Below are 23,557 nucleotides of genomic sequence, written 5' to 3'. Positions count from 1 at the left end.
TCTGTCTAATCTTATTCATGCTGAGCAGTTTGTTCGCCATATCTACAGGGGTAAGCTTGATGCTTACCAAACCTATATAATTGGCGGGTTAAACTATGCCCAAATCAGTGATATGGTTAATTATAGTGGTGTAGTATGTGTCGGAATGGCAGAGTAAAATAATCCTGCAATGAACCAAAAGTGGTGCACTTTGCCTCGGAATATTTAATTACCTCAAACAAAAAATGGTGTACTTTGGCTCGGAATGACTGGTGTACTATGCCTCGGAATGGGTGGTGTAGTATGGGTCGGAATATCCATTTAGACCATACTGGGCTACTGGAATGTATATACACGCAAAAAAAACTTGCGCATGTGTCATTAACTTTTTTTCCTTCATTTCTGTTGTGTCAATGACAACCTATTTCAGGACAAGACATGTAGAGACTGCTCACATACAAAGCAAATAGTCGGTAGCAGCACTTAATCATTTAGCAGACCATCACTGCACACATCATATTATCAAATCTTAATCCAAAGTGCGTGAGCGGTTGCAGCGGCATCCTCCCGCAGGGAGATACAGCGGAAGACGCGACCCTTTAGGGGCACGCCCTGAAAAAAAATTGAACAACATCTTCGTAAAGGAAAACAAGTAAATGCCCAGCCTGATAAATTTCCTCAATATAGATCGCGAAATAATTAACTTTATCTCAGTAATCAAATGAAGGAAAAATCTAAATTTGAAGAAATAGGTCCATTACGCTCACAATACAAAAATCTAAATTAGAAATGGAAGAATTAATAAATCAAACACTAGACTTAATCGGCGGTTATCGCGAGCAGGAAGGAAACATGATGTCCAGGGAACACATATTGGACTGGGTTGAAGAATTTCCGAATATTCTTACAACCCCCGTTTGCTAATCATGGGGTAGGAAGTTGGGTAGTTGACGAACTTCCGCTACTTTGTTAAAAAATAGTTCGTATAATTTTACTTACTTAAAAACTCAGTCATTATCCTCAATCTTTCTTTAATTGATCCGGCGTCATTAGTTCCTTGCACAGACATTCTATCAAAATCTATTAAATCATAGTTTGCTAGTCTAATATCTTTTTCCGCCAATTCTTTGTTTTTTCTTACATGGTCTCTAAAGACTAAAAAACTATTTCTATTCACTGGTCTTAATTTTTTACTAATATAGATTTCTCTGAAAATTAAATAATAAATAGGTATTATGCCTTGAGATCTTAATAATGGATCTGAATCAGCAAAGATCTCTGACATCTTCGCTAAAATCAAAAGAACATTTTGCTCTATATCTTTTACTTTTATGGTTGTATCAATTTTATATTTTTCTACTAATGCGTCTAAAAACACTTTTTTCGTATCATAAACCTTAGATTCGTATTTTAAAAAATGTTCAATAAATAATAGCCTAACTGCAACTTCTAAATATTGATACCTTTTATTTGTGAATTTTATTTTATCACTAAAAAAATCATTTGAGGCAACTTTTTTAATGGATTTAACAAGCGGTCCACCAATCGCATTTCTTTTTTCAGCGGCATTTAATGGTACAGCTTCATTTAATCTTAGAAACATGTCATCTATTAATTCTAAATCATCAGTTTCCACATTTGTTATAGGCAGATCAAATGATTCAAATGACATCTTTAATTTTGGGTATATCTCGGCTAAATCCTTATAATAAAAACCTCCTGCATTAACTTTCTCATCCTTTAAATACTTAAAGTCTTCAGCTAATGCGAATTTTCCATTTACAAATTGAATGATAGTCTCTATCCTTTGACGACCGTCTATAATGGCGTATTCTTTTCCTGTTCGTTTTTTCGTTTCAAAAGACAATACATGAAAGTACAACTTTGGTATGTCGTAATCATTTAATATAGAATCTATCAGTAGTTGTCTTTTCTCAATAGACCATATGTCGCCATTTCTTTGATACTCAGGATTAAAATCAATAATATCATTTTCAAAAATTAAACGTAGAATGTTACTACTTTTCTTTGGGTATGTTGATATATAACTCATTAAAGTTCTTTATTTAAAGTTTCGCCAATACTAGATAACTCTGGAAATAATTGAAACTTATCAATTCCACATATTTTTAATTCTCTGAGAATATTTTGTTTTGAATCTGCTGGAATAATATATCTCCAAACATGATTCTTATCACCCAGGCTTTCGATTTCAGTTCTTTTTTTATGAAATATTGTAAAAGTACCTTGTTGAGCTTGCATCCTTGGCGTATTACGAGTCGTAATTGCCGCTGCTGGCGGCATCACGTTAGTTCTGTCTGCGTGGTAGCTTTTAGGACTATAATTTTCCAGTTCAGTTATTCCCGGAATATCGTAGGTCTCATCCGGCTCAATGGAGGCATGTTTATTTAATTCTACTGGTAGAAGTATCCACAACGCGCCATCTTTATCATCGCTGTTTGCGCAAGCGAAGTATAGCGCAATTAAAGAGCTCTCACTCCAATCTAAAAGCCTTGTAGGGACACCATGATGCTGCATTATAAATAACCAATCAAATTCTTCTGAATAATTTGTTGTTACTAACAAAGTCGCGTTTTGCTTGAATTTCTTCACTAGAGTCATCTCAGATACAGATGTACTCTTCCTATATAAAGAAGGTAATAGTTTGTGATCTTTTTGACTTTGTCCTCGAAACCAAATAGGCCCCTCAATACCTACACAATCGTCTTTCAGTTTACTAATTAAATCTGAAACACTATTAATTTTTTTATCTCTATATTTCATTATCAGCGAATAACTTAGAGTTGGCAATTTACAGAAAATCTCTATATATTATAAAATGAAACACTTACCATAAAATGTTTCATTTTATAAATTTATTCAATTCCAAGTGATGTTGAATGAAAATTTAAACGTGAATCAAATAAGTATGCAATTTTATGGCTCGTGTACTAATTCCCGGGCTGTGAACATCTGTCATTTAATGATAAGCACTATTTTCTCAAAATTGTGTTCCTGCTGTTATTCCTTTTAGCTTCAATGATTCGGGTAGGATTTTAAGACATTCTCCGACGGAAAACTTGATATAGCCATTCAAATAAGATTTAAATAGGTACGTCTCAATTGAAAATCATGTTAATCGGGAAAGATGTAACAATTGAAATTGTTCAACGGAATACATTGAAAAAAGTTAAACAGAAATATGTGTGTTTTTATTAAAACCTCCAAATTCCCGGAGTAAAGCTTATGACTTCTATAAATTGAGCTAACCCCCAAAAATCATAAATTCGGTGATGACTTTAACAGCTAGTTTGTATATTTGGTTCGATGATGAAGAAAACAGGCATATTTTCCTTTTTCGCTGGTGCGGGATTCTTGGATTTGGGTTTTGAAAAAACCGGAAAGTTTGAAACGGTGTTCGTAAATGAGTACCACAAACCTTTCATGGACATTTATAAAGGTGCGCGTAAAATGATGGACACCAGGCCACCTAAGTACGGCTACGAAGTAAAAGATGTAACCAAATATGCAGAAACAGAGGAGCTGGAAAAACTGAGTTCAAATCTCAAAGATGCGAAGCACGAATACGAGATTACCGGATTCATAGGAGGCCCACCCTGCCCTGATTTTTCCGTTGGTGGTAAAAACAAAGGGAAACATGGGGAAAACGGAAAACTTTCAGGAACTTATATCGATCTCATAACCAGTACAAAACCGGACTTTTTTCTTTTCGAGAATGTTAAAGGACTATACCGCACAGTAAAGCATAGAGAATTCTTCGAAGCGCTAAAAACGAAGTTGAAGAGCAATGGCTATTACCTCACTGAAAACCTTATCAATGCCATCGAGTATGGCGCTCCCCAAGACAGGCAGAGAATTATACTTATCGGCTTCCATAAAAGCTTTTTATCAAGATATGTAAAGCCCGCAAAGTTCCAGCAAACCGTTGACGAATTCAACTGGACTGCCCATACAATTTTTGATCAAAAAGAGATTTTCAGGAAAGACTGGCCATTACAGGATGTATTTGCTGAAAACGTGGAACGGGCAGTGCCTTTAAATATCACAGAAGAGCTTACCGTTCAACACTGGTTCAATAAAAACGATGTTGAAAATCATCCAAATGCTGTTCATTATTTTCAACCACGTGCAGGACTGGCAAAATTCATGACAATACCTGAAGGAGATGATAAGAAAAAATCATACAAAAGGCTTCACCGATGGCGCTACTCACCAACCGTAGCCTATGGAAACAACGAAGTTCACCTGCACCCTTTTCTACCGAGAAGGCTATCGGTTGCAGAAAGCCTTTCGCTGCAGTCGCTTCCAAAAGACTTTGTAATTCCAGCTGAAATATCCCTTTCAGATATGTTTAAAACCATTGGAAACGGGGTGCCGTATCTTGCGGCAAGAGGCCTTGCCAACACGATAGCAGATTTTATTACTAATCTACAGTCAAAAACAAACGCTCCGATATATGAAGAAGCTCACAGCAGCTAACATTGTTGCCTTTATCAACCAGCTTGACAGATCATTGAGCTATAACTACATTGATCCGAAAAATACAGGGTTGATAGAGATTGTAAATGTAGACCTGCCCGAAGGGCCGATCCGTATACGCCGGTGGAATCCGATCAAAGGTGAGAAAGCCCTAGGTAAGAAAGTTGAACCCATCTCCCCGGAGCTTATCTGGCGTATAGCGAATGCCATGGTTCCTAACCAGCCGATTAATTTTGACAGGGTTCTCGCAGGAAGTTATAATACCCGGAGTGTATTGGAAGCCCTATTAGCATATACACCCCAGTTCTACTTTGCATACCCTGGCAGGATAGAAACAAAGGGAGGAAAACCTCAGATTAAAAGAGGTCACAAACACCTGCTATGGACACCGGACGAGCCTCATCAGCAAGGCATATTACAGGAGAAAAAAACTGAAATTGTTATTTCGGAAGTTCCAGCGCAGGAAATTACATACGATGCTTTGGTACTTCCCTCAGAAACACTGGTCGAGCCAATCGATATTGATATCCAGCGCAGACATGCACAGATCCAGATTGCGCTTTATTTTGTGGGCAAACAACTGAATTTTAGGACGTGGATTGCCCAAAACGATAAGGGGATTATTTACCAAAATAAAAAGATTGGGGAATTAGAGGGTGTGATTCCACGTCTGCAGGATGAAAAACTGCTTACAGCATATCAGGATGCAGCTCAGGCAGCGCTTTTAATAGATTGCATCTGGTTCAAGAACGGAAAGCTAATGCCGGCAGTAATGGAAGTAGAACACTCAACCGGAGTAACAAGCGGACTAACCAGGATGAAAAAATTTAAGGACCTCTTTATAGGCCTTGAAGGGATCAGATACGTCATTGTTGCAGACGATTCTGACCGGGCTAAAGTTGTTAAAGAAGCCAATCACCCTCAGTTTAGAGAACTAAATATCCGTTTCTTCCCCTATTCGGCTGTTGAAGAACTTTATTCCCTTTGCCAAAGACGTAAAATCCAAGGTGTAACAGAAGCATTTCTAGATTGCTATATGGAGCGAGTATTGGTAGGATAATCAGCGTCTATGTTTAGATTTAGTAAACATTACACAATTTTTAAATCCGTTTAGGGATCTGCTTATATCGAGGAAGCGTATTATAGGAGCTGTAACGTTCAATAAGATACCATTGCCAATGCGCATGATTATGTATTTCAATCAAAATATGCAACATTATTAAAATTATTGCGTCTAGTATAAAATTAACCGGATGTTAATGCCCAATTGGGATGGTTATAAAGCTACTATATCGGCTATGGCCTCCATAGCTGCAGAAAACGAAATATCCTCAGCTTTTAAATATTGATATTAAATATAAACACGAATGAACAATTTGACTAAAACAATTCTAGTTTTTGGATTTACTTTTTTGATTTTCCAAGCGACTAAAGCACTAGCGACGGATCTGGGTTTCAACATTCATTCCGCGAGCTTGCAAATAAGCAACTACTCCACTCCTGAGGATCCCGATAGCACGCTTAACAAACCTGCGCCCGCATTCACTTTGAAGGATCTTTCGGGAAAATCAGTTTCACTCTCTGATTACAAGGACAAAATTATTGTAATTGATTTTTGGGCTACCTGGTGCGTTCCCTGCAGAGAGTCCTTTCCTTCGGTTAAGCTGGCTATGGATAAATACAAAGGCAATAATGATGTCAAATTTCTTTTCATCGATACCAGGGAGGTCGATAAGGATTATAAAACCCTGGTCGAAAAATTTCTGAAAGAAACCGGATACAGCTTTGATGTTTTATTTGATGAGCATGGCAAAGATGGGAAAATGAACAAATATTACCTCCAATATGTGATGCCGGGTATCCCCACTAAGATATTTATTGATAAGCAGGGTATTGTGCGTGCAAAATCCATAGGTTTCCAGCCAGGCCAGACCGCTGAAGAAGGTGCAAAGAATATTTCCATGGAGATCGAAAACCTAAGAAAATAAACCTGCCTCAGTGGGATAGGAAACAAAGCTCGCACCCCATAACCGCGGAAAGTATTTCCTGACTTTCCGCCGTACATAAAAATTGTGTCCCGTCAATCAGATGAAAGGCACGCTAAGGAAATACTTTAGTATGGGTATAATCAGTCCAGCTAAAAAACTGATGTCCCCGCCCAGAAGACTGTCCCCCGACAGGATTGTATTTAGTATGGAGGAAATTGGTTTCGGCGGTATCGTAATGTCTGTTGGCGATTTCTATTCCAAGCCCGATTTTGCTTCCAACCGAACAGCTAACACAGCTTGCTGGTTTGGGTAATGTATTATTATAAAATTTATATATTGGTATTTATAGCCTGCCAGCAGGCGGCTTGATGAAGCGGTATAAATCGGAATGCCCCCTGTATAGCCGCTAGCTTTGCCGCGTAGCTAAAACCGGTAAGCCACATACTGAAACTGGACACAGTTGCTGTGGCCGCCCCCACAAACTTCCCAAGGCCCGCAAAGCCAGCTAACAATGATCTGGCTTATTTAGAAGTTGACCCCTCTTCATTGTTTCAGCCGCCCTCTGTAATTAAAGTATTTTTGCCCCGGCGTAATTAGCATATGACCAAAATGATATGGGTAACTGAATATGGCAGATTGTTGCAGGCCATAGTCATTGATTTTTAACAATTACCTGTTTTCTCTAAAAAAGGTATTTAACCTATACTCAATTATAGCATCATATTTTTAATAACTGCTAGAATTTAAATGATTTTGCAAAACTCTGAAAACCGCCAACTTTGTACTGGATATAACAATAAAAAGTGTCCTGGGAAACCAATGCCTTGAGAGATATTTCCTAAACCATAAATTTAAAAACATGAAAACAAAATTATCAATCCAAAAATCGGCCAGGATAGGAACCTTGGCTATGTTGTTACTGGCAGTGATTACAACTCCGCAGCAACTATCCGCACAAGCTCCAAAAGTTAAAAATGTTGTATTGGTACATGGTGCATTTGCCGATGGTTCGGGATGGAGTGCTGTTTATGCTATCCTGACTAAAAAGGGCTATAAGGTAACAGTGGTTCAAAATCCAATGACTTCACTCGAAGACGATGCTGCGACCACTAAACTCGCATTGGATAAACAAGATGGTCCAACGATTCTGGTAGGCCATTCTTACGGAGGTGCTGTGATTACCCAGGCGGGTGACCACCCCAAAGTTGCTGCATTGGTTTACGTAGCAGCTTTTCAACCGGACAAAGGAGAAACGGTGCTGCAATGGGTAATGACCGCTCCACCAGCTCCGGAAAGCGGAATACTTAATCCGGATGAGAAAGGGATGGTTTATTATGATCTGGCAAAATTCCATGCGGGTTTCGGTGCGGATATTCCCAAAGCGCAGGCTGAGTTTATGGCAGCCTCACAGGGTGCCTTTAATGTCAAAGGTTTTGTAACTCCCCTGACTGGTGCTGCATGGAAAACAAAACCAAGCTATGCGGTAGTTTCTACCGAGGACAAGACACTTGTTCCCTCGATTCAAAAAGCAATGTATAAGCGCTCCAACACTAAAGTTACAGAAGTAAAAGGAAGTCATGCGGTATTTATTTCGCAGCCTGAACAGGTTGCAAAAGTTATCACCGATGCGGCGACGGCCGTCAAATAACCTGGATATTAACCATTTAAGAGATGGAAAAATATAGTTTTCCGGTACAATCAGATTGCGCTGCAAAACGGCTTGCTTTGCAGCGCACATTTGGTCTGTTACAATCTCGTTAATCAAATTTACTACCGGTGTTTCAGGGGCTATTATTACCAATTCATCAGCAACGGAAATTGAACATTATACATTATGGAAGAAATCGAAAAACAATATCCGATTGAGAAAGATAAAGCACTTTCAAAAAAAACAAAAAAATTCCTCACAGCGTTCAATGCCCTAAAATCGACCGCAGCAGTAAATTTATCGGTTACTGATGCGAGAAAAGCTTTTGCCGATCTTCAAGCATCCGGCGAAGTCGACTATTCTGGAATTGAGGAATCTGAACTAAGCATGGATTCAGGCGGATATAAGATAAAACTTAATATTTTAAGACCTGCGAACAGTGAAGGAACTTTACCCTTTTTTGTTTTCATACATGGTGGGGGCTGGGTTTTGGGTGACTACCCGAGCCAAAAACGAATGGTAAGGGATTTGGTTGTCCAATCAGGCACAGCAGGCATTTTTGTAAATTACACGCGCTCACCTGAAGCGAAATATCCCCGGGCACTGGATGAAATTTCCGCCACGCTGGATTGGTTATCAAAAAACGGTCATAACCATAGTCTGGATGGTACACGGATGGCTCTTGTAGGCAACAGTGCCGGAGCGAACATGGTAATTGCCAGCGCTATCCGGGCACTTGAAAACAAGGGACCCGAAATCAAACTACAAATACTAATGTGGCCGGTAACAAGCTATACGGCAAGCTGGAAGTCCTATGATAAGTACGGCAATGACAGGTTTTTAACTTCCCAAAAAATGAAATGGATGTTCGACAACTATACTAACGATGAGCAGGCACTAAATAGTATTTATATCTCCCCAGTCCTTGCAGACCGCAAGCGACTTAAGAAGCTTCCCCCAACATTAATTCAGGTGGCAGAAGCTGATATTTTGCGGGACCAAGGTGAAAAATTTGGCCGAAAACTGGATCAGGCAGGTGTTAAGGTAACCACCATACGCTATAACGGAATGATCCATGACTTCGGTATGCTTAATCCCTTGGCAAACCTAACCCAGGTGAAGTCCCTGATTACGCACGCATCAGCTGAGTTGCAAAAATATTTGTCTGCTTAAGTGTGAATGAGCCTATTTTCATATATAGATTAACAGATAATGCCAACCCTTCTTCAACAGTTATTGAATTTTGTAAGTCTTTCAACAGTTCCCCGTGAACAATTGAACTGGCTGATCAGACACAGCAAGATCCGAAAATTTGAAGCAGGAGACTTTGTGGGGGTGCAGGGAAGGAAAATTGATGGACCACATTTTTTAATGAAGGGAAATATTTCAATGTTTATCTATCGTGGAAAGGAAAAGCAAGATCTTTTAACACTGGAAACGGGTGATATCTTTGGATACCTCCCCTACTCAAGAAGCGACATTGCACCATTAAATGCACTTGCACTCGATCAGGTCGAAGTATTATCCTTTGAAACCTTAATGGTGAGGGAAATGATCAGTTTACATTTTGAACTCACGCAGTCATTGGTGCATATCATGAACAACAGGGTCAAAAATTATACGACCCTTCAGCAACAAAATGACAAGATGGCCTCGCTTGGAAAATTGGCAGCGGGTTTAGCTCATGAATTAAATAACCCGACCTCCGCATTAATCAGTGATGCTTCAGCACTCAAAGCACATCTTCGAGCCGATCGGTTGGTCAATAATTCATTAACAGCGGAATATTGGGAAAATGTGTCCATAGCGGAAATAGATAACCGCCTTATTGAAATTATCTCCGCGTATCAGGAAACTGAATTATCTTACAAAGCGCGGGATCAAAAGGAAAATAGCATCACCAACTGGATGGATAGTAATGCTATCTATTATACTGAAGAAATGATCGAAATCTTTGTAGATTTCAATATTGGCAAGGACTCGCTTGACTTTTTCAAATCGCGGCTTCCGCAAAAAGCACTAGAAGCGGTATTTGAGCGCCTATCGCACACCCTTGTTACCGAAAAAATTGCTCATAACATTCAGGTTGCTTCCTCGCGGATATCAGATTTGGTCCGATCTGTCAAAATTTATACACATATGGACCGTAGCCAAAACAGGTCATATACAGATGTACATGATGGACTGGATAATACGATCCGAATGCTCGGACATAAAATCAGGGCTGGAAAAGTTCATATCAGCAGGCGCTATAGTGAAGGAATTCCCCCGGTAAATGGGTACACCGGAGAACTTAATCAGGTTTGGACCAATCTGATCGATAATGCAATTGACAGTATGCTTGAAAATAATCAGGGCTTACTTACCATTGAGACCGAACGCGAGCGCAATAACATCAAGGTTAGCTTTACCGATGATGGACCTGGCATTGCTAAAGAAATCATAAATAACGTCTTTGATCCCTTTTTTACGACTAAACCAATTGGTATAGGTACAGGCATGGGTCTGGAAAATGTCAGAAGGATTATACTCAGACATGGTGGGTCAGTTAAAGTAAATTCAGTTCCGGGCAACACTGTTTTTACAGTTTGCATCCCGATTGACAATCAGCAAAATTGAATGACAGATTAAATAAAAATGGAAAAACCTTTAATTTTTTTGATAGATGATGACCATCAAGTCCTCCATGCAATCACACGGGATTTAAAATCCCAGTATGGGAAAGAGTATAAGATCATCAGCAGTAGTTCTGCCCACCAGGCCTTAGAAAGCATTTCCGAATTGAAGAATCAGTCCAGGGCCATTGCTATTTTTATCAGCGACCAGCGTATGCCCGAAATGCAGGGTGTCGAATTTTTAAAAGAAGCCATGGCCATTTTTCCCGAGGCGAAACGGGTATTGTTAACTGCATACAGCGATACTCAGGCAGCCATAGAGGCCATAAATCGTGTCCAGTTGGATTATTATCTGATGAAGCCCTGGGATCCTGCCGGGGAAGGTTTATATCCCGTCCTGGATGAACTCCTCTCCGACTGGCAGGCTAATTACCGTCCTGAATTCAAAGGAATCAAGCTGATCGGATTCCAATATTCGCCCTTCTCGCACAAGCTAAAGGATTTCCTGGCAGGCAACCTGATTCCATACCGATGGCTGGATATCGAGAAAGATCCGGAGGCAAACTTGTTACTTCAACTCAACCGTTTAAGTTTAGAGGATTTACCTATTGTTATAACTGAGGAGGGAGAAGTTTTTATCCAGCCGGATGTTTATTCTTTGGCATTAACAATCGGGACAGATGCGAGTGTGACTACAGAGATGTATGATGTCGTTATTATCGGAGCGGGTCCTGCAGGACTTGCTGCTGCTGTCTATGGCGCTTCTGAAGGTCTAAAAACCCTTTTAATAGAACGGAAAGCTCCGGGCGGACAAGCAGGAACTAGTTCAAGAATAGAAAACTACCTGGGCTTCCCTTCAGGGCTGACGGGTGCTGACCTGTCCCGAAGGGCGATCAGCCAGGCGATAAGACTTGGTGCGGAGATACTTTCTCCAAAAGAAGTATTGTCCATCAGCGAGATGGACAACTACAAAACCATAACACTCCATGATAGCAGCTCAATCAAGTGTCGGGCAGTTATTATAACTACAGGGGTCGACTATAGAAAACTCGATACCAAGGGCATTAGCGATTTTACAGGTGCCGGAATCTATTATGGAGCGGCAGTAAGCGAGGCGGCCTCATGTAAAGGGCAGGACGTTTATATCGTCGGAGGCGGCAATTCCGCAGGCCAGTCTGCGGTTTACCTTTCTAAATTTGCCAAAAAAATACATATAATCATCAGACGAGAAAGTTTATTAAGTACGATGTCTTCCTACCTTATCAAGCAAATTGAAAGCCTGCCTAACATTGAGGTTATGACTACTTGCAAAATAAGGGAGGCTTTAGGCGGGAACCACCTGGAGGATTTATTAATTGAAAATATAAAAAGCAAGAGCCTTGACAGGCACAAGGCGGCGGCATTGTATATTTTTATAGGTGCGAAGCCTTTCACTGATTGGCTGGGAGATGCTATAGAACGGGACGTTAACGGCTTTATTAGAACCGGGCAAAACTTGCGGTCTGACAGCAGGTTTGGGGAATTCTGGAAGCTTAAAAGAGACCCTTACTTACTTGAGACCAGTATCCCGGGTATATTTGCCGCAGGAGACGTACGTTCCGGAGCAATGAGCCGGGTAGCTTCGGCAGTTGGTGAAGGTTCAATGGCAATTTCTTTTGTCCACAAATATTTAGCAGAAAATTAATTAAGCAATTTTAAAACGATGTCAGGGAACAACATTGTAAGTGTACACATCAGGGAAATTAGCTCAATTTCCAATTGAATTAAAAGAAAAATCGATTAACAATAAAATAAGGAAGATATGATTAACGAAAACAAAAAATTTAACACTTTCCACATGAAATGGGAAGAAGATTACGGTTACGTTCAGGCGGTAAAAAATGGAAACATGGTCTATATTTCAGGTCAGTTAGGCCACGACGAAAAGGGTGTTTTGGCAGAAGGGATGGATAAGCAAATGGAGTTAGCTTATGCAAATATACTTAAACTTTTGAAGGGCTTCCATTATATTGAAGATGATATCATTGAAGAAGTAATTTATGTAACCGACATGCAGGCAGGCTTTCAGGCAAGAAAGGCTATTGGCGCTAAGTTTTATCCGGACCCTAAAAGAATTGCCAGTTCAATAATAGGCGTAAAGGAACTGGCTTTACCTGGCCAGTATGTGGAGATAAAAATAGTAGCCATGAAATAGACAACAGGCATAGGTTTACAGAATTTACCTGTAATTCGTCAAGATGAAAACGATATTAATCATAGATCCAGACCTCAACCTGCTGGAAGTTCTTTGTCATGCGCTGGAAATGAATAACTACGAAGCTATTGGTTACTCCGGGCACGAACTGGAACTGATTAATTTAATTCAAAGTTTAGCACCATCACTGATTCTCATTAACCTATCTTTACCTTCTGATAAGTCCGTGGAGTGGTGCTGTCGAATGAAATCTTTATATCCGAATCTCCCTATCGTTGCAATGAGTTGCAATGAAAACATTTTTAAGAAAAAGAATCGTTGGATATTTGATGCGAATATTGGCAAGCCCTTTGACCTTACTTCCCTGTATGCACTCGTTGAAAGACATATTGGAATAACTTAACAAAACAGCCGGTCCCGGATCATATTATCTATCAACCTTCTCGTAACTGATAGTCTAAAGGGCTATCAAAATAATGATAACAGGTATAACTCCTGTGATTTTCCATTTCTCAAATTTCAGCCGAACTTTATTGAAAATTAATCACATGGTTGATTTGACGCAATTTAAGGCAGCCAGACATTCATTCATCCCATTCTATTGTTGATACGTTCTTCAACAAGGTGGAAGAAACTAAAAAACTGGTAGAGGCCCAGACTAATAACCCCGTATTTGCAAGTTAAATTATAACAGGGAATGAGAGCACTCCGGCCTTTTTGATAAATGGAGAATTTTTTCAGGGAAGTCCGAAGGAGCTGTTTGAATTAACCAGAAAAACATTCAGCGGGTTGTCCGGGCAAGGTTAAACCACTAATAGACAGACACGATTACCCCGCAGTATCATTTAAGTAACCCATTCCAACAAAATAAGAAATATGGAAAAAACGATTAAAGGTATTCATCATATTACAGCGATTGCCGGTGATGCCAAAAGAAACTATGATTTTTATACCCGTATACTCGGGCTTCGCCTCATTAAAAAAACAGTGAATTTCGATGATCCTGAAACCTATCATCTCTATTATGGAGATAAGATGGGTACACCGGGAAGCATTTTGACATTTTTTCCAAATGAAGGAATCCCACCGGGACGACCTGGAACACGTCAAGCCACTTCGATAGGACACTCCATAGACAAGTCAAGCATCGACTTTTGGAAACAACGCTTTAAGAAAAATGGTATAAATTTTATTGATGTAGCCGAAAAATTCGGCGATCCTTATCTAACAGTTTTTGACCCCGATGGACTTCGTTTGGAGCTGATAGGTTCTTCGAAAGAAGATATTCGCTTACCCTGGACATCCACGGATGTGCCTGTCCATAATGCCCTGAAGGGATTTAACGGTATAACTTTAACGATCAATGAGTTAGCACCAACAGCGCACATACTGACAAAAGTATTTGGCTACCGGTTAGTTGAGCAAAAGGATGATCTTTTCCGTTTTATTACCGACTCCGTTCCAAATGCGGCAATCATTGATCTTTTAGTTAGGAAATCTGAAGCTCCAGGACACGTATCTACAGGATCGGTACACCATGTCGCTTTCAGGGTTAGAGATGAGAAGATTTTGATGGCGTTCCGGGAGACGATCGTTGGGCTTGGACTAAGGGTCACCGAAAAAATTGACAGAAACTATTTCTATTCAATTTATTTCCGCGAACCTGGAGGGGTTTTATTTGAACTGGCCACTGAAAATCCCGGTTTTACGGTAGATGAACCTCTGGAGAGCCTTGGAGAGAAGCTGATGTTACCTGCGCAATATGAGCAGCTGCGTGAAACCCTTGAAATCACACTACCTAAATTAATATAATATGAGTGCGATAGAAGAAAAATATCTGGTCGGCGGACAGGCTATTGATTCAGCTGGAGGTGTACTCATTATGATTCACGGTAGAGGCAGTAATGCTTCAGATATAATGGAGCTTTGTGGTGAGCTTGAGATTGAGGGAATGGCCATATTCGCTCCACAAGCGCCACAGAATAGCTGGTACCCTTATAGTTTTATGGCCCCGACTGCTACCAATCAACCGGCAATAGACCTTTCACTGAGCATTGTAGACGAACTTGTCAAGCATGTAGTAAATCATGGTATAACCTGGGAAAGGATCTTTTTCCTGGGATTTTCTCAGGGTGCATGCTTGATGCTGGAGTATATCAGCCGAAATGCGAAGAAATACGGCGGTGCTATTGCTTTTACCGGAGGCCTGATTGGAGAAGTTCTGGAAGGCGATAATTACAAGGGTGATCTTTCAGGAACCAGGATATTGATAACTACAGGAGATTTGGATCCGCACGTACCCCTGATTAGAGTTAAAGAGTCAGTGACACAACTCAAAATTCAACAAGCAAATGTCAGATTGGAAGTATACAAGGGTAAATCACACGGCATCCTGATGGATGAAATTAATATTGCCAATAACTGGATATTTAATCGTTAATAGGTTCAGATGATAAGGGCATAGCATGAAAAAGACATTATAATCACCAGAGGCTATGCGGGCGCGGATGGTGTGAGAGCAATTTTCAGGTCATTGAATATCCACTTCCGGATGCCTGCCCCTTGGCTTTCTGTCCGGTCGGTTTCAAGTCAAAGAAATGATTTTTAGAACAGTCAAACCAGCTTACAATGATTATCATCAAGCTCCGGATCGGCAGTTTGTAGTGTTGCTAGATGGTGCTGTTGAGATAGAGACTTCTCTGGGTGAAAAAAGGCAATTTCCGCCGGGACAGATCCTGCTCATAGCGGATACCACCTAAAAAGGACACGAAGTCAAAATCTTGAGTACAAAACTAGAAACCCGTTATCTATAATCTTAAAATGATAAAACCTGATCATCAGGTTTGCAATTAATTAGTAGTCCACATTAAATTTTCAACTGATGATTCAACAAATGAAATGCGCTTCAAAAAGACTATTGGCCTTAACTCATGAATGCATTCCTTTATTGGCATGTATGCTGGTAATGTTTCAAGCATATCTAATTGCGCCTCTCGCACAGAGTTTAGCGGTGGACTTTGCCTCTCCATTGCCTGCGCTTGGCATTCCAGTATTTGCGATCGCATTTTCTATTGCCGCCGCAGCAACGGCCTATTTAAAGATTAATCTTACAATTCGTAAGCATTTGTTACTCGCACTTGCTTCTATGGCTGTAGGAAATTATTTGTTAAGTATCAGCCAGGCTGCAGGTTTTTTCCTCTTAACCAGGGCATTGATAGGTTTCGGGACGGGCACTCTGCTGCCAATGGCTATTCTCCACTGCATTTGTTATACTAAAAAGCCAAAGTCTCTAGAGCGTATCGTACCGGTTGTTTTTGCACTCGCCACGGGTATGACGTTTTCCCCAAGTATTGGCGGTTGGTTAAATGGAATTTATGGCTGGCGAACTCTATATCAATGTCTAAGCATACTATGTTTTTTGCTGTTTGTTTTCTGCTTTATAGGGAAAGCACAAAAATTTGCACCGGCAATAACGCCCTGTGAAAAAGCCGGCAAGGTAAAAACTGTGGAGCGTACAGCTGGATTTATATACGGCTTTTCGTTTTTTACAGGTCTGTTTCACTCTGGTGTCTTTGTTTGGATCAGCCATTATTTCACAGTTCAATACCGCCTGAATGAATTTGAGATTGCGACCGAACTATTTATTTTTGGTTTTCCCGGTTTTGTAGTATCCTTTCTAATCCACCGTTTACAGATGGATAAGAAAATGATAACCGTTCTATACGCCACCATGGGATTAACCATTTTAGGGCTTTTATTACTCTGGGGTGATTTATCTTTAGGATTGGCTGAAGGCCTGCTAGCCATTATTTCAATAGGCTTCGGTTGTAGTCAGCCATTGTTTGTGGGCCTTGTGAAGTTTCCTCAGGGAAGACAAACCCTTTTGTCTCCCGCCGCTCATGGAACAGGATTTTTATTTGGAGGTTACGGAGTTGGCCCCTTAGTGATGATGGCATTGCTCAGCATAGATATGTTTATCGGGTTAATATTTTTGATCTCAACGGTAATCGCGCTAGGTTATATCTCGCTCCGTGTTTGGCGAAAAAACGTTATCCTTGCCAATTCGGTTGTTATTTAGCTACAAGTCAACGAAGCCTTGAAGGAATCCGGGGTACAGATATTTTTGATGAAAGAAACGCCCATATCCTCCAGATTTTAAGGTTCGGTAAATCTAAAAAAACATCCGCCTTCCCCTTTATTATTTCCTTCAACAAAACCATTATTGTTGTTCGGGAAAAAGAAGCTAAATAAACAACAATTCTGGATCTGAGTTATTGCTTAGTGAGTCTAAAACCATGCCTGGCATCAACACGAACATGTTTGGGAATGTTAACTGCATACCGATCGCCACCAACGGAAGTTACATTTTGAAATCACGTTACCTGCGAAGCACTTTGTATTACCGGCCTTAGGAACTGAGCTGATGGGAAAGTAACAACAACCTGCATCAAGCACTGCGCCACCACATGACAAGAGCCTGATCATACACTGCGCAGGTGCGAAACGCGAATTGTTTTATATGCCGTTCTTCAAACACAGACCAATGGGAATTACCCAACCAGGGATCTTTGTTCAGCGGTCCGGGCCTACCGGAAATAAGCGCTAACATTTATCATAGTGCATTATAGTCCAGAAATCCTTTTTGTCAAACTCAAGCTTGTCATGAATATTTATTAACGGGTAACATGCTATCAAACTAATCGAGCAATGATAACACCTGCTCATCAACAGGCCAATTTTTATTTAGAATATCTTCCAGGTATTTGATCTCGTCCGGGTACGCGGTGTTTTTTCTCTTGGCAAAATAAAGGGTATTTTCTACAGCAGGACTTCCATCCCATGCCAATTTTATACCTTTTTCAGCGAGTTCTTTACCGCATAGGAAATCGGGTACAACGGCGAAACCCTTACTATTGGACATACACCTTAAAATCGATGCAAAAGAAGGCACTACGTATTTCGGCCTGAAACTTGGTAGTGCCTCGAAACTTGCTGACCAGAAATTTTTAAGGTATTCCATATCGTACGCTGTAGTATACCAGACCTGATTGTTTAACCATTCCCTAAGCGCCGGGCGGTTATCTTGTGAGAGGAGTTCTTCAAATTCCCGGGTGTCGGTCTGATTACCACAAATTAGTATAATTTTTTCGGTATTGAACGGTCTATAATCAAGGTTATGCTGTGTACCCTTGAGGGTAGTAAGAATCAGATCTAAAGTACCATTGTTCAGATCCTGGAGCATCTGCGGACAGTCACCAAACCTTGTAACCAGGTTAAAGGGCAAATCTGTGATGTGTGCCTCCAATACATGCTGAAATATTTCCATCGACATGCCCACACTAACAGTTGGTTTTTCAGCTTTTGATTTTCTGCGGAAGATATGTTCCGCTTCTTCCAGCTTATTCATGTGGTCGATTATAAAATTATACAACATTGTCCCTCTTTCCGTGGCTACCATTTTTCTGGTATCCCGATCGAAAAGCCTATGCCCGGCAAAAGATTCAAGGGAGCTTAAGTGCAGGCTAACACCTGGTTGGGAAATAAACAAATCTTTTGCTGCAGCCGATAGTGTTCCAGCTTCATAAATTACTTTAAAGGTTCTGAACCATTCTAGATTAATCATTGTTTGTTGGTTTAAGTTTTTTACTAATTGTTAGGTACAACTTGCAGGGTTGACACTCGCAGAGCGGTATGGCTCTTCGCTGTTTTGCTCCCACAATTTATATCGCCCCGGTCAGCCACTGGATAATATCCCGAATGACAATTCCGTTGTATTTATCGTTGAGGAGGTCATGATAATGACCTTCATAGAGTTTTAGTAGCTTATTTGGAGAAGATGCCTGTTTTTCAAATAATTCACTTCCAGATGGCAAAGTTGCGCTATCGGCGGTACCATGAAGTACCAGCAGCGGAAGCTCAATTGCACTTATTTGTTTTTTGAGATATTCTGATGCCAACAACAGCTGCTGCATCGTCTTGACAGGCTGTCTTTCGTGACTAAGAAGTGGATCATTGTTCATTTTTAGAACATGAGCTGCATCACGGGAAAAATATTCATTGTTTAATTTGACTAACCGAATATGAGGAATAAAACGGGCAAGGAATTTTATTGCCGCAAGAGCAGGTGCCGGCGCCGGAAGTTTAAATGCAAAACTTTCTAAGATTAACCCTTGAAGTCTATGCTGGTTTTTAACAGCATAAGCAGCGGAAAAAACACCTCCTGCGCTATGTCCAAAAAGGAAAACCGGTAGCAATGGGTACCTAGAGGACGCAATACCGATGAGCGTATCAATGTCGGCCAATATATGTTTAAAATCAGGTATATAAAATCTTTCACCTTCTGACTGTCCCCTACCGACCAGATCCAGAGCATAAACCTCGAAACCATTTTCGTTAAGCTGATACGCAAACTCTTGATAATACCCGCTGTGTGAGTTGAGTCCGTGAACAACTGTAATTATTCCCTTAGGCTGGCTCTGACTTTTCCAGTTCCGATAAAAAATGTTCTGGCCTTTCTGATTTAAAAACGTTGCAGTTTGTTCATTGTTTGACTTCATAACCAAAGAGTAGTCAATTGTGTGCCATAAGTATAAAAAAGACAAACGCAAACTGAATTAATTTTAAAATATTGATTATCAGATAAATAAAATATTTCTAATTATGCATTTTGATTCACAGATAAAAAAAACTCCATTTTTTTCGGAGTTTAAATAAAGTAAACTCTGAAAATATCGGAGTTAACCTGTCAGCAAAATATCTGATGGGAAATCGTCCTGCACCGAAAGGCTTCATGGGATTTTAGCTGTTCGGGCCAGCCACCAGCTTTATGGAATGTTTTAAATTGCCGGTTCTCGCAGACCTCGTCAATTAATTATAGGCAGGCAATAGTTATACTCACCACATAGTGATCACCTTATGTGTGAATCTGGAAATTAGGCATTCATAATTTTAATAATACCTGGTATAAATAGGCTTATATACAATTTTTGGCATTGGCCGGTACTTTTGATATGCCGCTATTACAAATCAGTTATAGCTGCGTACACTCAATATTTACGTTAAAATTAATTGCAAGATTATGAAAAATCAAACTACGTATCAATTCATTGACATTAATGGTGTCAATATTTTCTACCGCGAGGCTGGGCTGAAAACGGCTCCAACATTGGTATTGTTACATGGCTATCCAACATCCTCGCACATGTTCCGCAACCTGATTGACAGTCTATCCGGTAAATATCATTTAATCGCCCCTGACTATCCTGGTTATGGAAGAAGTGAACAGCCTCCTATCGCAGACTTTGATTACACATTTGACAACTTTGCCGAGATTATTACAACCTTGCTTCAAAAACTGGAGATATCAAAGTACAGTCTTTACCTGATGGATTACGGTGCCCCGGTTGGCTGGAGGATCGCTTCGGCAAATCCAGAAAAAATTGACACATTGATTGTCCAGAATGGTTGCGCTTATGAAGAAGGCCTGGAAACTTTCTGGGACCCGTTCAAGGCTTATTGGAAAGACAGAAATGATAAAGCTGCAGAAAGTACGCTTGAAACCTTTCATCAACCGGATGGGTTAAAATGGCAATATACTCACGGGGTACCTGATACCTCGGTAATAAGTCCGGATAATTGGGAGATTGATCTGCGCCATCTTGAACGACCCGAAAATAATCAGATCCAACTGAACTTATTTTATGATTACGGGACTAACCCACCTAACTATCCTAAATGGCAACAATATTTTAGAGACCATAACCCTGAAATGCTTATTGTCTACGGAAAAAACGATTACATTTTTCCTGTGAGTGGAGCTGAAGCATACAAAAAGGATGTGAAAAACCTTGAATACCATTTGTATGATGCCGGGCATTTTGCCCTTGAAAGTAAGGGAGATGAAATGGCTGCAGTAATTGAGGATTTTTTAGACCGTAAGATTAAAAGATCATAAAGCCTAGGGGGTGTTAAGCCGTAGGACTCTATGCTCTGGATGCGATAACCTCCCCCAATAATAATATATGCGCTTCATAATAAACACAAAAGTCCCGCGCAGACACATTAGTTATCACACATAATTATTTTACAAAATCAAATAAGATGAAAAAATTAATTCTATTATCAGTTGGTCTCATATCTTCTATGTATGGATTTGCACAAAAGCCAAGTCCGCAATTACTGAACCCTACAAACCATACACTGGTTTTAATAGACTATCAAAGTCAGATGGCATTCGCTGTCAAAAATCAGCCCATTGAAGTGCTCAGGAATAATGCGGCATTGAGCGCCGGAGCATCCAAAATATTCAACATACCAACAGTGGTCACAACTGTAGCAGCAAAATCATTCAGCGGACCTGTATTTCCCGAAATCAGTACATTTTATCCGGCTTCTTCAACGACTATTATCGATAGAACCACTATGAATTCCTGGGAAGACGTTAATGCGCACAAGGCAATTACAGGGAAGGGTAAGAAAATACTGGTTATGGGTGGTCTCTGGACAAGTGTTTGTATAGTTGGCCCGGCATTGTCGGCGATCAATGAAGGATATACGGTGTATGTAATTACTGATGCCAGTGGTGATGTTTCCACTGAAGCACACGAGCAGGCCATTACCAGAATGGTTAAAGCAGGTGTCCAACCTATAACATCACTTCAGTATCTGTTAGAGCTGCAGAGAGACTGGGCCAGATCAGAAACGTACAATGCGACTACCGATCTCATTAAACAATATGGAGGAGCATATGGTATCGGCATCCAGTATGCAAAGGAAGTAATGAAACATTAAGGGTTACATACACGGGGACAGCATAAACGTTGTCCCTTTTATTCCTCTAGGTCATGAAACTAACAAACACAACCATATTTTTGATCATTGCATTCTCGGGAAATGTATTCTCCCAGCAGAAAGTCGACAAAATCATCCTAAACGGTAAAATCATCACGCTGAATGACAAGCAGCCGTCTGCCGAAGCAATTGCTATTGCAGGTAACAGAATTATTGAACTTGGAAGTAACCAAAGAATAAAAAAATACATCAGGAGGAATGTACAGGTCATTGACGCCAGAGGAAAAACGGTTATTCCCGGGATTTATGATTCCCATCTCCATGTCATTCGCGGTGGGCGGTTTTATAATGCGGAACTGAGATGGGATGGAGTGACCACTCTGGCAGGCGCATTATCCATGCTCAAAGAACAGGCTTTGCGTACACCCACAGGACAATGGGTAAGAGTTGTCGGTGGATGGAGTGAGTTCCAGTTTAAAGAAAAACGCCTGCCTACCCTGGATGAAATCAATGCTGCAACAGGTGATACTCCAGCCTTCATCTTGCACCTATATGGGCAAGCATTCTTAAATAAGGCGGGAATTCAAGCCCTGGGCATCACAGGCGACACACCCAATCCAACCGGCGGACTAATCCAAAAGAACCCGGATGGCGAACCTACAGGACTTCTAGTTGCCGAGCCCAATGCATTCATATTGTATTCTACACTATCAAAGCTTCCCGAACTTACCATGGAAGAAAAAATCAATTCCACAGAACGGTTCATATACGATTTAAATTCATTGGGTGTGACAAGTGTAATGGATGCCGGAGGCGGATTCCAGAATTTTCCGGATGACTATCAAATTACTGACATGTTGTCGACGAGCCGGAAATTAAATGTAAGGTTACCATACTACTTATTTGCTCAGAAACCAGGAGCAGAATTGGAAGACTACCTGAAATGGATTGGTATGGTTGATATCTCAGAACATCAAAGTGACGTTCAAGTGGAAAACCAGACAACTGATTATCGTGTGCTGGGCGCTGGGGAAAACTTAGTGGCCTCGGGTGGAGATTTTGAAAATTTCCTCAAGCCAAGGCCTGAACTTCCTCTGGCGATGGAGAATCAGCTGAAGGCGGTAATAAGTGAACTGGTAAAAAACCGTTGGCCATTTCGATTGCATGCAACGTATGATGAGAGTATCACTAGATTTTTGAATGTTATGGAACAAGTAAATCAGGAAACACCGTTCAATGGTCTGACCTGGTTTTTCGACCATGCTGAAACTGTGAGCGATGCAAATCTAGACCGGATAAAGGCTTTAGGCGGGGGTTTAGCAATCCAGGACCGCATGGCTTTCCAGGCTGAGGGATTTGTTTCAAGATATGGAAAAAACGCTGCGCTCCACACACCTCCCATCCGCAGAATGCTGAACAAGGGTTTACGTGTTGGGGGTGGTACAGATGGCACAAGGGTCTCAAGTTTCAATCCCTGGATTGGAATCTATCAATTTGTATCCGGAAAGTCACTAGGTGGATTAAAATTCGCATCCAGTGAAAATCAGGTGGATAGGATATCCGCACTGAAAATATATACCCTGGGAAGTGCTTCATTAATTCATCAGGAAAATGAGCGCGGGATGCTGAAGAAAAATTTCCTGGCAGATTTGGTAATTCTGAATGCTGACTACCTTGGCGTTGAAGAGGAGAAAATAAAAGATATTCGCTCAGTGCTAACCATTCTGGACGGCAAAGTTATATTTGGCGCCCGGGAATATCAAACAATCGCACCGCAAGTTCCAAAGGCACTGCCGGATTGGAGTCCGGTCAATTTCTATAGCGAGTATCAAAGCCGCTAAAT

Annotated in this window: 19 protein-coding genes; 15 read left to right on the top strand and 4 right to left on the bottom strand. The window is 40.6% G+C overall.

What is annotated here, in order from left to right; genetic code table 11:
* Window positions 1–970: 970 nt before the first annotated feature.
* A complete protein-coding gene (locus EYS08_RS04310; RefSeq protein WP_131028607.1) occupies window positions 971–2,032 on the bottom strand; it encodes a DUF262 domain-containing protein in 1,062 nt (353 codons plus the stop codon).
* On the bottom strand, window positions 2,032–2,763 hold the full coding sequence (locus EYS08_RS04305; protein ID WP_131028606.1) for an FRG domain-containing protein: 732 nt from the start codon (window positions 2,761–2,763) through the stop codon (window positions 2,032–2,034). Before EYS08_RS04305 ends, EYS08_RS04310 begins: the two co-directional genes overlap by 1 nt.
* Window positions 2,764–3,306: 543 nt before the next feature.
* On the opposite strand from EYS08_RS04305, the gene EYS08_RS04300 reads away from it, so the two are divergent.
* From EYS08_RS04300 to EYS08_RS04245, 12 genes are all read left to right on the top strand, one after another.
* On the top strand, window positions 3,307–4,479 hold the full coding sequence (locus tag EYS08_RS04300; RefSeq protein ID WP_131028605.1) for a DNA cytosine methyltransferase: 1,173 nt from the start codon (window positions 3,307–3,309) through the stop codon (window positions 4,477–4,479).
* On the top strand, window positions 4,457–5,539 hold the full coding sequence (locus EYS08_RS04295; protein ID WP_131028604.1) for a restriction endonuclease: 1,083 nt from the start codon (window positions 4,457–4,459) through the stop codon (window positions 5,537–5,539). Before EYS08_RS04300 ends, EYS08_RS04295 begins: the two co-directional genes overlap by 23 nt.
* A gap of 415 nt (window positions 5,540–5,954) precedes the next feature.
* Window positions 5,955–6,467: a TlpA family protein disulfide reductase gene (locus tag EYS08_RS04290; protein ID WP_165456370.1), complete on the top strand. Its 513-nt coding sequence runs from the start codon at window positions 5,955–5,957 to the stop codon at window positions 6,465–6,467.
* 859 nt (window positions 6,468–7,326) lie between these two features.
* Window positions 7,327–8,115: an alpha/beta hydrolase gene (locus tag EYS08_RS04285; protein ID WP_131028602.1), complete on the top strand. Its 789-nt coding sequence runs from the start codon at window positions 7,327–7,329 to the stop codon at window positions 8,113–8,115.
* A gap of 186 nt (window positions 8,116–8,301) precedes the next feature.
* Window positions 8,302–9,288, top strand: a complete 987-nt coding sequence (locus tag EYS08_RS04280) for an alpha/beta hydrolase (protein WP_208745787.1) — start codon at window positions 8,302–8,304, stop codon at window positions 9,286–9,288.
* A gap of 39 nt (window positions 9,289–9,327) precedes the next feature.
* Entirely contained in the window at window positions 9,328–10,734 is a 1,407-nt protein-coding gene (locus EYS08_RS04275) for an ATP-binding protein (RefSeq protein ID WP_131028600.1), read from the top strand.
* Between the two features lie 18 nt (window positions 10,735–10,752).
* Window positions 10,753–12,414, top strand: a complete 1,662-nt coding sequence (locus EYS08_RS26520) for an FAD-dependent oxidoreductase (RefSeq protein ID WP_131028599.1) — start codon at window positions 10,753–10,755, stop codon at window positions 12,412–12,414.
* A 117-nt stretch (window positions 12,415–12,531) separates the two neighbouring features.
* A complete protein-coding gene (locus EYS08_RS04265) occupies window positions 12,532–12,924 on the top strand; it encodes a RidA family protein (RefSeq protein ID WP_131028598.1) in 393 nt (130 codons plus the stop codon).
* A gap of 43 nt (window positions 12,925–12,967) precedes the next feature.
* The gene (locus EYS08_RS04260) at window positions 12,968–13,327 is read left to right on the top strand and encodes a response regulator (protein WP_131028597.1); all 360 of its coding nucleotides are present in this window, start codon (window positions 12,968–12,970) and stop codon (window positions 13,325–13,327) included.
* A gap of 473 nt (window positions 13,328–13,800) precedes the next feature.
* Window positions 13,801–14,736, top strand: coding sequence for a ring-cleaving dioxygenase (locus EYS08_RS04255; RefSeq protein ID WP_131028596.1), 936 nt, complete (start codon window positions 13,801–13,803; stop codon window positions 14,734–14,736).
* Window position 14,737: 1 nt separating this feature from the next.
* Complete coding sequence (locus EYS08_RS04250) at window positions 14,738–15,364, top strand: alpha/beta hydrolase (RefSeq protein ID WP_131028595.1); 627 nt, start codon at window positions 14,738–14,740, stop codon at window positions 15,362–15,364.
* Window positions 15,365–15,805: 441 nt separating this feature from the next.
* Entirely contained in the window at window positions 15,806–17,002 is a 1,197-nt protein-coding gene (locus EYS08_RS04245; RefSeq protein ID WP_131028594.1) for an MFS transporter, read from the top strand.
* A gap of 618 nt (window positions 17,003–17,620) precedes the next feature.
* Here the strand turns inward: EYS08_RS04245 and EYS08_RS04240 are convergent.
* Both EYS08_RS04240 and EYS08_RS04235 read right to left on the bottom strand, forming a co-directional pair.
* On the bottom strand, window positions 17,621–18,547 hold the full coding sequence (locus tag EYS08_RS04240) for a LysR family transcriptional regulator (RefSeq protein WP_131028593.1): 927 nt from the start codon (window positions 18,545–18,547) through the stop codon (window positions 17,621–17,623).
* 97 nt (window positions 18,548–18,644) lie between these two features.
* Window positions 18,645–19,481, bottom strand: a complete 837-nt coding sequence (locus tag EYS08_RS04235; RefSeq protein ID WP_131028592.1) for an alpha/beta hydrolase — start codon at window positions 19,479–19,481, stop codon at window positions 18,645–18,647.
* 521 nt (window positions 19,482–20,002) lie between these two features.
* Here EYS08_RS04235 and EYS08_RS04230 point away from each other — a divergent pair.
* The 3 genes from EYS08_RS04230 (at window position 20,003) to EYS08_RS04220 (ending at window position 23,555) form a co-directional block, all read left to right on the top strand.
* Window positions 20,003–20,878, top strand: a complete 876-nt coding sequence (locus EYS08_RS04230) for an alpha/beta fold hydrolase (protein ID WP_131028591.1) — start codon at window positions 20,003–20,005, stop codon at window positions 20,876–20,878.
* 146 nt (window positions 20,879–21,024) lie between these two features.
* Entirely contained in the window at window positions 21,025–21,714 is a 690-nt protein-coding gene (locus tag EYS08_RS04225) for a hydrolase (protein WP_131028590.1), read from the top strand.
* Between the two features lie 53 nt (window positions 21,715–21,767).
* Entirely contained in the window at window positions 21,768–23,555 is a 1,788-nt protein-coding gene (locus EYS08_RS04220) for an amidohydrolase (RefSeq protein ID WP_131028589.1), read from the top strand.
* Window positions 23,556–23,557 lie beyond the last annotated feature (2 nt).

The sequence above is a fragment of the Pedobacter kyonggii genome, assembly GCF_004310665.1.
Classification (GTDB): Bacteria; Bacteroidota; Bacteroidia; order Sphingobacteriales; family Sphingobacteriaceae; genus Pedobacter; species Pedobacter kyonggii.
Note: the sequence above shows the minus strand (reverse complement) of the source record. Positions and strands in the feature narration are given on the sequence as shown.

Bases quoted from the DNA above. Each gene is read 5' to 3' on its own strand.
- EYS08_RS04310 (WP_131028607.1), bottom strand. From the start codon at position 2,032: ATGAGTTATATATCAACATACCCAAAGAAAAGTAGTAACATTCTACGT.
- EYS08_RS04305 (WP_131028606.1), bottom strand. From the start codon at position 2,763: ATGAAATATAGAGATAAAAAAATTAATAGTGTTTCAGATTTAATTAGT.
- EYS08_RS04300 (WP_131028605.1), top strand. From the start codon at position 3,307: ATGATGAAGAAAACAGGCATATTTTCCTTTTTCGCTGGTGCGGGATTC.
- EYS08_RS04295 (WP_131028604.1), top strand. From the start codon at position 4,457: ATGAAGAAGCTCACAGCAGCTAACATTGTTGCCTTTATCAACCAGCTT.
- EYS08_RS04285 (WP_131028602.1), top strand. From the start codon at position 7,327: ATGAAAACAAAATTATCAATCCAAAAATCGGCCAGGATAGGAACCTTG.
- EYS08_RS04280 (WP_208745787.1), top strand. From the start codon at position 8,302: ATGGAAGAAATCGAAAAACAATATCCGATTGAGAAAGATAAAGCACTT.
- EYS08_RS04275 (WP_131028600.1), top strand. From the start codon at position 9,328: ATGCCAACCCTTCTTCAACAGTTATTGAATTTTGTAAGTCTTTCAACA.
- EYS08_RS26520 (WP_131028599.1), top strand. From the start codon at position 10,753: ATGGAAAAACCTTTAATTTTTTTGATAGATGATGACCATCAAGTCCTC.
- EYS08_RS04265 (WP_131028598.1), top strand. From the start codon at position 12,532: ATGATTAACGAAAACAAAAAATTTAACACTTTCCACATGAAATGGGAA.
- EYS08_RS04260 (WP_131028597.1), top strand. From the start codon at position 12,968: ATGAAAACGATATTAATCATAGATCCAGACCTCAACCTGCTGGAAGTT.
- EYS08_RS04255 (WP_131028596.1), top strand. From the start codon at position 13,801: ATGGAAAAAACGATTAAAGGTATTCATCATATTACAGCGATTGCCGGT.
- EYS08_RS04250 (WP_131028595.1), top strand. From the start codon at position 14,738: ATGAGTGCGATAGAAGAAAAATATCTGGTCGGCGGACAGGCTATTGAT.
- EYS08_RS04245 (WP_131028594.1), top strand. From the start codon at position 15,806: ATGATTCAACAAATGAAATGCGCTTCAAAAAGACTATTGGCCTTAACT.
- EYS08_RS04240 (WP_131028593.1), bottom strand. From the start codon at position 18,547: ATGATTAATCTAGAATGGTTCAGAACCTTTAAAGTAATTTATGAAGCT.
- EYS08_RS04235 (WP_131028592.1), bottom strand. From the start codon at position 19,481: ATGAAGTCAAACAATGAACAAACTGCAACGTTTTTAAATCAGAAAGGC.
- EYS08_RS04230 (WP_131028591.1), top strand. From the start codon at position 20,003: ATGAAAAATCAAACTACGTATCAATTCATTGACATTAATGGTGTCAAT.
- EYS08_RS04225 (WP_131028590.1), top strand. From the start codon at position 21,025: ATGAAAAAATTAATTCTATTATCAGTTGGTCTCATATCTTCTATGTAT.
- EYS08_RS04220 (WP_131028589.1), top strand. From the start codon at position 21,768: ATGAAACTAACAAACACAACCATATTTTTGATCATTGCATTCTCGGGA.